Below are 13,081 nucleotides of genomic sequence, written 5' to 3' on the forward strand. Positions count from 1 at the left end.
ACCCTTTGCGCTGCCTGTTAGCTGTCCCCTGCCCGTCACCAGGGGTCTGCCCTCGCCCGAGCATCGAGACAAGACCACGTCTGACCAGGCCTTTCGGTCCTGTCGGCACAGCTTGTCTCCGTGTACGGGAGAGGGGCCGGTACGCGCGTAGTGAGTCCGAGCCCTCGGAAGGACCCCCTCTTGGCCGCCTCGCGCAACGCCTCGACCGCGAATACGAACAACGGCGCCAGCACCGCCCCGCTGCGCATCTCTTTTGCAAAGATCAAGGAGCCTCTCGAGGTTCCCAACCTGCTCGCGCTGCAGACCGAGAGCTTCGACTGGCTGCTCGGCAACACGGCCTGGCAGAGTCGGGTCGAGGAGGCTCTGGAGAACGGTCAGGACGTCCCCACCAAGTCCGGGCTCGAGGAGATCTTCGAGGAGATCTCCCCGATCGAGGACTTCAGCGGGTCGATGTCGCTGACGTTCCGGGACCACCGCTTCGAGCCGCCGAAGAACTCGATCGACGAGTGCAAGGAGCGCGACTTCACGTACGCGGCCCCGCTCTTCGTCACCGCTGAGTTCACCAACAACGAGACCGGCGAGATCAAGTCCCAGACGGTCTTCATGGGCGACTTCCCGCTCATGACGAACAAGGGCACCTTCGTCATCAACGGCACCGAGCGTGTCGTGGTGTCGCAGCTGGTCCGTTCCCCCGGTGTCTACTTCGACTCCTCCATCGACAAGACGTCCGACAAGGACATCTTCTCCGCCAAGATCATCCCGTCCCGGGGTGCCTGGCTGGAGATGGAGATCGACAAGCGCGACATGGTCGGTGTCCGCATCGACCGCAAGCGCAAGCAGTCCGTCACCGTCCTGCTCAAGGCGCTCGGCTGGACCACCGAGCAGATCCTCGAGGAGTTCGGCGAGTACGAGTCCATGCGCGCCACCCTGGAGAAGGACCACACCCAGGGCCAGGACGACGCGCTGCTCGACATCTACCGCAAGCTGCGTCCGGGCGAGCCCCCCACGCGTGAGGCCGCGCAGACGCTGCTCGAGAACCTGTACTTCAACCCCAAGCGCTACGACCTGGCCAAGGTCGGCCGCTACAAGGTCAACAAGAAGCTGGGCACGGACACCCCGCTGGACGCCGGGATCCTGACCGTCGAGGACATCATCGCGACGATCAAGTACCTGGTGAAGCTGCACGCCGGCGAGACCGAGACGGTCGGGGACAACGGCACGTCCGTGGTCGTCGAGACCGACGACATCGACCACTTCGGCAACCGCCGCCTGCGCAGCGTCGGCGAGCTCATCCAGAACCAGGTCCGTACGGGTCTGGCGCGTATGGAGCGTGTCGTCCGCGAGCGGATGACGACCCAGGACGTCGAGGCGATCACGCCGCAGACCCTGATCAACATCCGGCCGGTCGTCGCCTCCATCAAGGAGTTCTTCGGCACCAGCCAGCTGTCCCAGTTCATGGACCAGAACAACCCGCTGTCGGGTCTGACGCACAAGCGGCGTCTGTCCGCGCTCGGCCCGGGTGGTCTGTCCCGTGAGCGGGCCGGCTTCGAGGTCCGTGACGTGCACCCGTCGCACTACGGCCGCATGTGCCCGATCGAGACCCCCGAAGGCCCGAACATCGGTCTGATCGGCTCGCTCGCCACCTACGGCCGCGTGAACGCGTTCGGTTTCGTCGAGACCCCGTACCGCAAGGTGTTCGAGGGCCAGGTCACCGACCAGGTCGACTACCTCACGGCCGACGAGGAGGACCGCTTCGTCATCGCGCAGGCCAACGCGCCGCTGACGGACGACCTCCGCTTCGCCGAGGCCCGCGTGCTCGTCCGCCGCAAGGGCGGCGAGGTCGACTACGTCGGCCCCGAGGACGTGGACTACATGGACGTCTCGCCGCGCCAGATGGTGTCGGTCGCGACCGCCATGATCCCCTTCCTCGAGCACGACGACGCCAACCGTGCCCTCATGGGCGCGAACATGATGCGTCAGGCCGTGCCGCTGATTAAGTCCGAGTCCCCGCTCGTCGGCACCGGCATGGAGTACCGCTCCGCGGTCGACGCCGGCGACGTGGTCAAGGCCGAGAAGCCCGGTGTGGTCCAGGAGGTCTCCGCGGACTACATCACCACCGCCAACGACGACGGCACGTACATCACGTACCGCCTGGCCAAGTTCGCCCGCTCCAACCAGGGCACCTCGGTCAACCAGAAGGTCATCGTCAACGAGGGCGACCGGATCATCGAGGGCCAGGTCCTGGCCGACGGTCCGGCCACCCAGAACGGCGAGATGGCGCTGGGCAAGAACCTGCTCGTGGCGTTCATGCCGTGGGAGGGTCACAACTACGAGGACGCGATCATCCTGTCGCAGCGCCTCGTGCAGGACGACGTCCTCTCCTCGATCCACATCGAGGAGCACGAGGTCGACGCCCGTGACACCAAGCTCGGCCCCGAGGAGATCACCCGGGACATCCCGAACGTCTCCGAGGAGGTCCTCGCCGACCTCGACGAGCGCGGCATCATCCGCATCGGTGCCGAGGTCATCGCCGGCGACATCCTCGTCGGCAAGGTGACCCCCAAGGGTGAGACCGAGCTGACCCCGGAGGAGCGCCTGCTGCGCGCGATCTTCGGTGAGAAGGCCCGTGAGGTCCGTGACACCTCGCTGAAGGTGCCGCACGGCGAGACCGGCAAGGTCATCGGCGTCCGCGTCTTCGACCGCGAGGAGGGCGACGAGCTTCCCCCCGGTGTGAACCAGCTGGTGCGCGTCTACGTCGCGCAGAAGCGCAAGATCACCGACGGTGACAAGCTCGCCGGCCGCCACGGCAACAAGGGCGTCATCTCGAAGATCCTGCCGATCGAGGACATGCCGTTCCTGGAGGACGGCACCCCGGTCGACATCATCCTCAACCCGCTCGGTGTGCCGTCCCGAATGAACCCGGGACAGGTGCTGGAGATCCACCTCGGCTGGCTCGCCAGCCAGGGCTGGGACGTCTCCGGTCTCGCCGACGACTGGGCGCAGCGTCTGCAGGCCATCGACGCCGACCAGGTCCCGCCGCGGACCAACGTCGCGACGCCGGTCTTCGACGGTGCCCGCGAGGACGAGCTGGCCGGTCTGCTGGAGCACACCATCCCGAACCGCGACGGCGAGCGCATGGTGCTCCCGTCCGGCAAGGCGCGGCTGTTCGACGGCCGTTCCGGTGAGCCCTTCCCGGAGCCGATCTCGGTCGGCTACATGTACATCCTCAAGCTGCACCACCTGGTCGACGACAAGCTGCACGCCCGCTCGACCGGCCCCTACTCCATGATCACCCAGCAGCCGCTGGGTGGTAAGGCCCAGTTCGGTGGCCAGCGCTTCGGTGAGATGGAGGTGTGGGCGCTGGAGGCGTACGGCGCCGCTTACGCCCTCCAGGAGCTGCTGACCATCAAGTCCGACGACGTCACCGGCCGCGTGAAGGTCTACGAGGCCATCGTCAAGGGCGAGAACATCCCCGAGCCCGGCATCCCCGAGTCCTTCAAGGTGCTCATCAAGGAGATGCAGTCTCTCTGCCTGAACGTGGAGGTGCTGTCCAGCGACGGTATGTCCATCGAGATGCGTGACACCGACGAGGACGTCTTCCGCGCTGCGGAGGAGCTCGGCATCGACCTGTCCCGGCGCGAGCCGAGCAGCGTCGAAGAGGTCTGACGGGAGTTCGGCGGACCTTGGGAAACCCAAGGTCCGCCGGCCCCAGGACCCCCGTTTCAGACCACAGACTTACAACCCTGAGAGGGATTGACGCATAGTGCTCGACGTCAACTTCTTCGACGAGCTCCGGATCGGCCTGGCCACCGCTGACGACATCCGTCAGTGGAGCCACGGCGAGGTCAAGAAGCCCGAGACCATCAACTACCGCACGCTCAAGCCCGAAAAGGACGGACTCTTCTGCGAGAAGATCTTCGGTCCGACCCGGGACTGGGAGTGCTACTGCGGCAAGTACAAGCGCGTCCGCTTCAAGGGCATCATCTGTGAGCGCTGCGGTGTCGAGGTGACTCGCGCCAAGGTGCGTCGTGAGCGGATGGGCCACATCGAGCTGGCCGCTCCCGTCACGCACATCTGGTACTTCAAGGGCGTCCCGTCGCGTCTGGGCTACCTGCTCGACCTCGCCCCGAAGGACCTGGAGAAGGTCATCTACTTCGCGGCGTACATGATCACGTACGTCGACGAGGAGCGCCGTACGCGTGACCTGCCCTCGCTGGAGGCCCACGTCTCCGTCGAGCGCCAGCAGATCGAGCAGCGCCGCGACGCCGACCTGGAGGCCCGCGCAAAGAAGCTCGAGACCGACCTAGCCGAGCTGGAGGCCGAGGGCGCCAAGGCCGACGTGCGCCGCAAGGTGCGTGAGGGTGCCGAGCGCGAGATGAAGCAGCTGCGCGACCGTGCGCAGCGCGAGATCGACCGTCTCGACGAGGTGTGGAACCGCTTCAAGAACCTCAAGGTCCAGGACCTGGAGGGCGACGAGCTGCTCTACCGCGAGCTGCGTGACCGCTTCGGCACGTACTTCGACGGTTCGATGGGTGCCGCGGCGCTGCAGAAGCGCCTGGAGTCCTTCGACCTCGACGAGGAGGCCGAGAAGCTCCGCGAGATCATTCGCACCGGCAAGGGCCAGAAGAAGACCCGTGCGCTCAAGCGCCTGAAGGTCGTCTCCGCGTTCCTGCAGACCAGCAACAGCCCCAAGGGCATGGTGCTCGACTGCGTGCCGGTCATCCCGCCGGACCTGCGTCCGATGGTGCAGCTGGACGGTGGCCGCTTCGCGACCTCCGACCTGAACGACCTGTACCGCCGTGTGATCAACCGGAACAACCGTCTGAAGCGCCTGCTGGACCTGGGTGCTCCGGAGATCATCGTCAACAACGAGAAGCGCATGCTTCAGGAGGCTGTTGACGCCCTCTTCGACAACGGTCGTCGTGGTCGCCCGGTCACCGGTCCGGGTAACCGCCCGCTGAAGTCCCTCAGCGACATGCTGAAGGGTAAGCAGGGTCGCTTCCGTCAGAACCTGCTCGGTAAGCGTGTGGACTACTCCGCGCGTTCCGTGATCGTCGTCGGTCCGCAGCTGAAGCTGCACCAGTGCGGTCTGCCGAAGGCGATGGCGCTGGAGCTCTTCAAGCCGTTCGTGATGAAGCGCCTGGTCGACCTGAACCACGCGCAGAACATCAAGAGCGCCAAGCGCATGGTCGAGCGCGGCCGCACGGTCGTGTACGACGTGCTGGAAGAGGTCATCGCGGAGCACCCGGTTCTGCTGAACCGTGCGCCCACGCTGCACCGCCTCGGCATCCAGGCCTTCGAGCCGCAGCTGGTCGAGGGCAAGGCCATCCAGATCCACCCGCTCGTCTGCACCGCGTTCAACGCGGACTTCGACGGTGACCAGATGGCCGTCCACCTGCCGCTCTCCGCGGAGGCGCAGGCCGAGGCCCGCATCCTGATGCTGTCCTCGAACAACATCCTCAAGCCCGCCGACGGCCGTCCGGTGACGATGCCGACCCAGGACATGGTCCTCGGTCTGTTCTTCCTCACCACCGACGGTGAGATGCGCGAGCTGAAGGGCGAGGGTCGTTCCTTCGCCTCGGTCGCCGAGGCGATCATGGCCTTCGACGCGGGCGAGCTGTCGCTCCAGTCGAGGATCGACGTCCGCTTCCCGGTCGGCACCATCCCGCCGCGCGGCTGGACCCCGCCGGCGCGCGAGGAGGGCGAGCCCGAGTGGCAGCAGGGTGACAGCTTCCGGCTGAACACCACGCTGGGCCGTGCGCTCTTCAACGAGCTGCTGCCCGAGGACTACCCGTTCGTCGACTACGAGGTCGGCAAGAAGCAGCTCTCCGAGATCGTCAACGACCTCGCCGAGCGCTACCCGAAGGTCATCGTGGCGGCGACGCTCGACAACCTGAAGGCGGCCGGCTTCTACTGGGCGACCCGTTCCGGCGTCACCGTCGCCATCTCCGACGTCGTCGTTCCCGAGGCGAAGAAGGAGATCGTCCGCGGGTACGAGGCGCAGGACGAGAAGGTCCAGAAGCAGTACGAGCGCGGTCTGATCACCAAGGACGAGCGCACGCAGGAGCTCATCGCGATCTGGACCAAGGCGACCAACGAGGTCGCCGAGGCGATGAACGACAACTTCCCGAAGACCAACCCGATCTTCATGATGGTGAACTCGGGTGCACGAGGCAACATGATGCAGATGCGTCAGATCGCCGGTATGCGTGGTCTGGTGTCGAACGCGAAGAACGAGACGATCCCGCGGCCCATCAAGGCCTCGTTCCGCGAGGGTCTGTCCGTGCTGGAGTACTTCATCTCCACGCACGGTGCCCGTAAGGGTCTGGCGGACACCGCTCTGCGTACCGCCGACTCGGGTTACCTCACGCGTCGTCTGGTCGACGTCTCCCAGGACGTCATCATTCGCGAGGAGGACTGCGGCACCGAGCGCGGTCTGCGTCTGAAGATCGCCGACCGGAACGCCGAGGGCGCGCTGATCAAGACGGAGAACGTCGAGACCTCCGTGTACGCGCGCTGCCTCGCCGAGGACATCGTCGTGGACGGGCAGGTGCTGGCCCCGGCCGGTACCGACCTGGGCGACGTCCTCATCGAGGAGCTCGTGCAGCGCGGCGTCGAGGAGGTCAAGACCCGCTCGGTCCTGACCTGCGAGTCCGCCGTCGGCACCTGCGCGATGTGCTACGGCCGTTCGCTGGCCACCGGCAAGCTGGTCGACATCGGTGAGGCGGTCGGCATCATCGCCGCCCAGTCCATCGGTGAGCCCGGTACCCAGCTGACGATGCGTACCTTCCACACCGGCGGTGTGGCCGGTGACGACATCACCCAGGGTCTGCCGCGTGTCGTCGAGCTCTTCGAGGCCCGTACCCCGAAGGGTGTCGCCCCGATCTCCGAGGCCTCCGGCCGCGTCCGGATCGAGGAGACCGAGAAGACCAAGAAGATCGTCATCACGCCGGACGACGGCAGCGACGAGACGGCGTACCCGATCTCGAAGCGCGCCCGACTCCTGGTCAGCGAGGGCGAGCACGTCGAGGTGGGCCAGAAGCTCACCGTGGGTGCCACCAACCCGCACGACGTGCTGCGCATCCTGGGCCAGCGTGCCGTCCAGGTCCACCTGGTCGGCGAGGTCCAGAAGGTCTACAACTCGCAGGGTGTGTCGATCCACGACAAGCACATCGAGATCATCATCCGGCAGATGCTGCGCCGCGTGACGATCATCGAGTCCGGCGACGCCGAGCTGCTGCCCGGCGAGCTGGTCGAGCGCTCGAAGTTCGAGCACGAGAACCGTCGTGTGGTCCAGGAGGGCGGTCACCCGGCCTCCGGTCGTCCGCAGCTCATGGGTATCACCAAGGCCTCGCTGGCCACGGAGTCCTGGCTGTCGGCGGCGTCCTTCCAGGAGACGACCAGGGTCCTCACGGACGCGGCGATCAACGCCAAGTCCGACTCCCTGATCGGCCTCAAGGAGAACGTCATCATCGGTAAGCTCATCCCGGCCGGTACGGGTCTGTCCCGCTACCGCAACATCCGGGTCGAGCCGACCGAGGAGGCCAAGGCCGCGATGTACTCGGCCGTCGGCTACGACGACATCGACTACTCGCCGTTCGGCACGGGCTCCGGCCAGGCCGTGCCGCTGGAGGACTACGACTACGGTCCGTACAACCAGTAAGCGAGTCGCTTGATCCGAGGGCGGTCATCCTGCGGGGTGACCGCCCTTCGGCGTTTCTCGGCACCCTCAAACGGTTCCCATGTAGTTTTCAATCAGTTCGACATCTTCTCGATCCTTGGGGCGATCGGACCTTCTCTTCCACTCAAGTACATCGACGAGCGGGCAGAAAGGAATTCCCTCTGTCACCTCTGCCGAGCTGATCAAAGTGTCTGCATCCTGTGTCCCCGGGAGCCATCGATCGAAGATTTCGACGTGGCCACCGAAGAGCACTACCATCAAACCGTGCCCAGAAGGGGGAACCATCGCTTCCCCCATGCTGAGTGCGATCTTCCAGGCATCATTTCTTGCAACGATGTCGAGATCGCCGATGTCTTGGCGAAGGCCGTGTGCGAGCAGAGGCCCACTGCCGGCAACTACATAGTCGGTCGACGGCAGGCCCAGAGAAATTAGCTCCCGAATGAATGGGTGCTGCCTGAGTTCCAAAGAATCCCCTAGAGTATTGGCAGCCCAACTGCCGCGCGTGCAGCGATGCTCATGGCCAAGGCCGCGATGACGCTGGCCAGCGTACCGACGAGGAAGTACTTGGATGCGTGGTTGACGTGATCGACCGGAGCACGCGCCAACGCCTTGGCCGCCAGCACCAGCGCCGCTGCATCTGGCTGGCCCGCGGCCAGGAAGGCGAAGAGGAGGCCCCGCTCGATGAGGCCGATGACTCTGCCGCCGCTGCGGATCAGTGCCAGAGCGGAGTCTCTGTTCTGGCCGTCCGGGAGTGCGTAGACCTCCTCGACTACCGGATCAGTGGCCTTCTTGACCAATGCGCCTCCGCCGAATACAGCGATCAGCAAGGCGGACAACATCACGGCCAGCGTGTCATTGTGTAACACGTCGCTTCCCATTGAAACGAGTTTGCTCCAGGCAGTCCATAGGCCGACAATAATCGCAAGCGTTATGGAAATGTATCCTGCGCCTTTGCTGGCGCTGATAGGTGCCGGGAAAAGCGGCGTCTTTACGGAGAATCCCGCGGCAGCTATGGAGGAGTTGCGGGACAGTAGGATGCAGCCGATTGCCAGAAATGTGACTGCTGCCAACGCGCACCATGGTCTGGGTTCCCGCACGTATGGAGCGATCGTGTAACTTCCGTACACCACTGTGGAGCAAACTGTCATTCCGGGGCGAGTCGAGAACCACTTGCGCTCCCAGGACACGACCAGTGGTGCTGCCAGACCGAACAGAACACGCGCCGCCTCCAAAAGTTCCCCCACTAGCTTTTGAGGTGACCGAGTAAGTCCGGTGAGATGCTAGCGCTGGTACGCAGGAGGAGACGGAAGGTAATCAGCCATGATTCGCCCGGCCTGCCGTCACGGAGCGCGGCGCGATACGGGCATCTTTGCCAGGTGTGGCGCATCATGGAAGGACTCCGGCCCCGGGGAGGTGCTCCGTGTCGCAGCCGCCCTATCCGTCCTGGCAGCCCTGGCAGGGGTCCAGGGTGCCGTCGATGCTCGCCTCGCACGCCGATCGGGAGCGGGCCGTGGACGTGCTCAGAGCGGGGTACGGCGAGGGGCGGATGGAGCACGGGGAGTTCGAGAAGCGGGTGGCGCGGGCGTATGCCGCGCGGACCGTGGGGGAGCTGGCGCTGCTCGTCGCCGATCTGCCGCAGGGGCCGGTGCCGCAGTCGGTGCCGGCCGTGTCCGTGCCGCCGGCGTTCCTGCCGGTGCCGCGGGCACAGACGAACGGGAAGGCGGTCGCCGCCGCGGTGTGCGGGCTGCTGTGCGTGCCGAGCATGGGGCTGACCGGGATCCCGGCCGTCGTCCTCGGGCATGTGGCGCGGGCCGAGATCCGCAGCCGCGGGGAGCTGGGGGACGGGCTCGCGCTGACCGGACTCGTGCTCGGATGGTTGTCCACGGCAGGCTGGGCACTCGTCCTGGTGTTGCTCACCGTGGTGTCCATCGCGGCCGGCTGACCCCGCAGGAGCCGCCTGCGAGGACGGTGTGCAAATCGGGCGGCCGCCACTGAATTGAAGATCGACAACGGCCCAGGGTCTTGACATGTCCCGCCTGGCGATGCGGGCGGCGTCCATTTGTTTTGACCGCAGCGAATGCGATAGGTACGCTCAGACCTTGTGCCTGGGGTGTGCCCTGGCTCCCGTGCGTGCCTTCAAACCGCACGGCGAGCTGATACCGGCCACCGTAATCTGCGCTTAATTCTGCCTGGCGGCGGGAGTCCGCGGGATTCGACACACCCGACCGCGTGGGTCGGCGACGTTCCAGGTTAGCTGTACCCATCGGCACACAGAAACCGGAGAAGTAGTGCCTACGATCCAGCAGCTGGTCCGCAAGGGCCGGCAGGACAAGGTCGAGAAGAACAAGACGCCCGCACTCGAGGGTTCCCCTCAGCGTCGTGGCGTCTGCACGCGTGTGTTCACGACCACCCCGAAGAAGCCGAACTCGGCCCTCCGTAAGGTCGCGCGTGTGCGTCTGACCAGCGGCATCGAGGTCACGGCTTACATTCCGGGTGAGGGACACAACCTGCAGGAGCACTCCATCGTGCTCGTGCGCGGCGGCCGTGTGAAGGACCTGCCGGGTGTTCGCTACAAGATCATCCGCGGCTCCCTCGACACCCAGGGTGTCAAGAACCGCAAGCAGGCCCGCAGCCGTTACGGCGCCAAGAAGGAGAAGTAAGAATGCCTCGTAAGGGCCCCGCCCCGAAGCGTCCGGTCATCATCGACCCGGTCTACGGCTCTCCTCTGGTGACCTCCCTGATCAACAAGGTGCTGCTGAACGGCAAGCGCTCCACCGCCGAGCGCATCGTCTACGGCGCCATGGAGGGCCTGCGCGAGAAGACCGGCAACGACCCGGTCATCACGCTGAAGCGCGCTCTCGAGAACATCAAGCCGACCCTCGAGGTCAAGTCCCGCCGTGTCGGTGGTGCCACCTACCAGGTTCCGGTCGAGGTCAAGCCCGGCCGTGCCAACACCCTGGCGCTGCGCTGGCTCGTCGGTTACTCCCGCGCCCGTCGCGAGAAGACCATGACCGAGCGTCTGCTCAACGAGCTCCTCGACGCCAGCAACGGCCTGGGTGCCGCTGTGAAGAAGCGCGAGGACACGCACAAGATGGCCGAGTCCAACAAGGCCTTCGCGCACTACCGCTGGTAGTCGCAGACCCCATCGAGACCGAGAGAAGACTGAAGCCTTATGGCTACCACTTCGCTTGACCTGGCCAGGGTCCGCAACATCGGGATCATGGCCCACATCGACGCGGGCAAGACGACCACCACCGAGCGGATCCTGTTCTACACCGGCGTTTCGTACAAGATCGGTGAGGTCCACGACGGCGCTGCCACCATGGACTGGATGGAGCAGGAGCAGGAGCGTGGCATCACGATCACCTCTGCTGCCACCACCTGTCACTGGCCGCTCGAGGGCGACGACTACACCATCAACATCATCGACACGCCGGGGCACGTCGACTTCACCGTCGAGGTGGAGCGCTCCCTGCGCGTGCTCGACGGTGCCGTGACGGTGTTCGACGGTGTCGCCGGTGTCGAGCCGCAGTCCGAGACGGTGTGGCGTCAGGCCGACCGTTACGGCGTGCCGCGCATCTGCTTCGTCAACAAGCTGGACCGTACCGGCGCCGAGTTCCACCGCTGCGTGGACATGATCTCGGACCGCCTGGGCGCGCAGCCGCTGGTCATGCAGCTGCCGATCGGCGCGGAGGCGGACTTCAAGGGCGTCATCGACCTCGTGACGATGAAGGCCCTGGTCTGGTCGGCCGAGGCGACCAAGGGCGAGATGTACGACACCGTCGACATCCCGGACACCCACGTCGAGGCTGCCGAGGAGTACCGCGGCAAGCTGCTCGAGGCCGTCGCCGAGAACGACGAAGAGCTGATGGAGCTGTACCTGGAGGGCACCGAGCCCACCGTGGAGCAGCTCTACGCCGCGATCCGTCGCATCACCATCGCGTCCGGCAAGGGCGGCGGCACCACCGTCACCCCCGTGTTCTGCGGCACCGCGTTCAAGAACAAGGGCGTCCAGCCCCTGCTCGACGCGGTCGTGCGCTACCTGCCCACCCCGCTCGACGTCGAGGCCATCGAGGGCCACGACGTCAAGGACCCGGAGCAGGTCATCGCGCGCAAGCCGTCGGACGAGGAGCCCCTCGCCGCGCTCGCGTTCAAGATCATGAGCGACCCGCACCTCGGCAAGCTCACCTTCGTCCGGGTCTACTCGGGCCGCCTGGAGTCGGGCACGCAGGTGCTCAACTCCGTCAAGGGCAAGAAGGAGCGCATCGGCAAGATCTACCGCATGCACGCCAACAAGCGTGAGGAGATCGAGTCGGTGGGCGCCGGCGACATCGTCGCCGTCATGGGCCTGAAGCAGACCACCACCGGTGAGACGCTGTCCGACGACAAGAACCCGGTGATCCTGGAGTCCATGGACTTCCCGGCGCCGGTCATCCAGGTCGCCATCGAGCCCAAGTCGAAGGGCGACCAGGAGAAGCTGGGCGTCGCGATCCAGCGCCTGGCCGAGGAGGACCCGTCCTTCCAGGTCCACTCGGACGAGGAGACCGGCCAGACCATCATCGGCGGTATGGGCGAGCTGCACCTCGAGGTGCTGGTCGACCGCATGCGCCGTGAGTTCAAGGTCGAGGCCAACGTCGGCAAGCCGCAGGTCGCCTACCGCGAGACGATCCGCAAGGCCGTCGAGAAGGTCGAGTTCACCCACAAGAAGCAGACGGGTGGTACCGGCCAGTTCGCCCGCGTCATCATCGCGATCGAGCCGATCGAGGGCGGCGACGCCTCGTACGAGTTCATCAACAAGGTGACCGGTGGCCGTGTGCCGAAGGAGTACATCCCTTCGGTGGACGCCGGTGCGCAGGAGGCCATGCAGTTCGGCATCCTCGCCGGTTACGAGATGACCGGTGTCCGCGTGACGCTGCTCGACGGTGCCTACCACGAGGTCGACTCCTCCGAGCTCGCGTTCAAGATCGCCGGTTCGCAGGCCTTCAAGGAGGCCGCGCGCAAGGCCAGCCCCGTGCTGCTCGAGCCGATGATGGCCGTCGAGGTCACCACGCCCGAGGACTACATGGGTGAGGTCATCGGCGACATCAACTCCCGCCGTGGTCAGATCCAGGCCATGGAGGAGCGGGCCGGTGCCCGCGTCGTGAAGGGCCTCGTGCCCCTTTCGGAGATGTTCGGCTACGTCGGCGACCTGCGCAGCAAGACGTCCGGCCGTGCGAGCTACTCCATGCAGTTCGACTCCTACGCCGAGGTTCCGCGGAACGTCGCCGAGGAGATCATCGCGAAGGCCAAGGGCGAGTAACGCACCGCGTCTACACGCCGTAGGCTTGACTCCGGAGCCTTGAGGGGCATTCCGCCGCAATCGTGGTGAGAGTGCCCCAGGGGCCCGGGCTTTCCAGCAAA

General features: G+C 65.7%; 8 protein-coding genes. 6 read left to right on the forward strand and 2 right to left on the reverse strand.

The genetic code is table 11. The features are described 5' to 3' along the window. Window positions 1-180: 180 nt before the first annotated feature. Together rpoB and ABZ386_RS27340 are read left to right on the forward strand one after the other, a co-directional pair. Complete coding sequence (gene rpoB, locus ABZ386_RS27335; protein ID WP_351337638.1) at window positions 181-3,666, forward strand: DNA-directed RNA polymerase subunit beta; 3,486 nt, start codon at window positions 181-183, stop codon at window positions 3,664-3,666. 97 nt (window positions 3,667-3,763) lie between these two features. Further along, window positions 3,764-7,663 (forward strand): DNA-directed RNA polymerase subunit beta', encoded by a 3,900-nt coding sequence (locus ABZ386_RS27340; RefSeq protein ID WP_114254774.1) that lies wholly within the window; start codon window positions 3,764-3,766, stop codon window positions 7,661-7,663. A gap of 66 nt (window positions 7,664-7,729) precedes the next feature. Here the strand turns inward: ABZ386_RS27340 and ABZ386_RS27345 are convergent, their stop codons facing one another. Together ABZ386_RS27345 and ABZ386_RS27350 are read right to left on the reverse strand one after the other, a co-directional pair. Next, window positions 7,730-8,146 (reverse strand): hypothetical protein, encoded by a 417-nt coding sequence (locus ABZ386_RS27345; protein WP_356614502.1) that lies wholly within the window; start codon window positions 8,144-8,146, stop codon window positions 7,730-7,732. Window positions 8,147-8,154: 8 nt separating this feature from the next. Then, entirely contained in the window at window positions 8,155-8,559 is a 405-nt protein-coding gene (locus ABZ386_RS27350; protein ID WP_356614500.1) for a hypothetical protein, read from the reverse strand. A gap of 542 nt (window positions 8,560-9,101) precedes the next feature. Between ABZ386_RS27350 and ABZ386_RS27355 the strand changes: the two genes are divergently transcribed. From ABZ386_RS27355 to fusA, 4 genes are all read left to right on the forward strand, one after another. Beyond that, window positions 9,102-9,623: a DUF1707 and DUF4190 domain-containing protein gene (locus ABZ386_RS27355; protein ID WP_351337619.1), complete on the forward strand. Its 522-nt coding sequence runs from the start codon at window positions 9,102-9,104 to the stop codon at window positions 9,621-9,623. A gap of 346 nt (window positions 9,624-9,969) precedes the next feature. Next, entirely contained in the window at window positions 9,970-10,341 is a 372-nt protein-coding gene (gene rpsL / locus ABZ386_RS27360) for a 30S ribosomal protein S12 (RefSeq protein WP_003948652.1), read from the forward strand. 2 nt (window positions 10,342-10,343) lie between these two features. Further along, window positions 10,344-10,814 carry a 30S ribosomal protein S7 gene (rpsG, locus tag ABZ386_RS27365; protein WP_003998848.1) on the forward strand — a complete coding sequence of 157 codons (471 nt, stop codon included), beginning with the start codon at window positions 10,344-10,346 and terminating at the stop codon, window positions 10,812-10,814. A gap of 39 nt (window positions 10,815-10,853) precedes the next feature. Beyond that, entirely contained in the window at window positions 10,854-12,980 is a 2,127-nt protein-coding gene (fusA, locus tag ABZ386_RS27370; protein ID WP_114254777.1) for an elongation factor G, read from the forward strand. Window positions 12,981-13,081: the final 101 nt, after the last annotated feature.

This window comes from Streptomyces sp. NPDC006140, from assembly GCF_040628815.1.
GTDB lineage: Bacteria > Actinomycetota > Actinomycetes > Streptomycetales > Streptomycetaceae > Streptomyces.

Excerpts from the sequence above, each read along its gene's own strand:
- fusA (WP_114254777.1), top strand. The coding sequence starts at position 10,854 with ATGGCTACCACTTCGCTTGACCTGGCCAGGGTCCGCAACATCGGGATC.
- rpsG (WP_003998848.1), top strand. The coding sequence starts at position 10,344 with ATGCCTCGTAAGGGCCCCGCCCCGAAGCGTCCGGTCATCATCGACCCG.
- ABZ386_RS27350 (WP_356614500.1), bottom strand. The coding sequence starts at position 8,559 with ATGGGAAGCGACGTGTTACACAATGACACGCTGGCCGTGATGTTGTCC.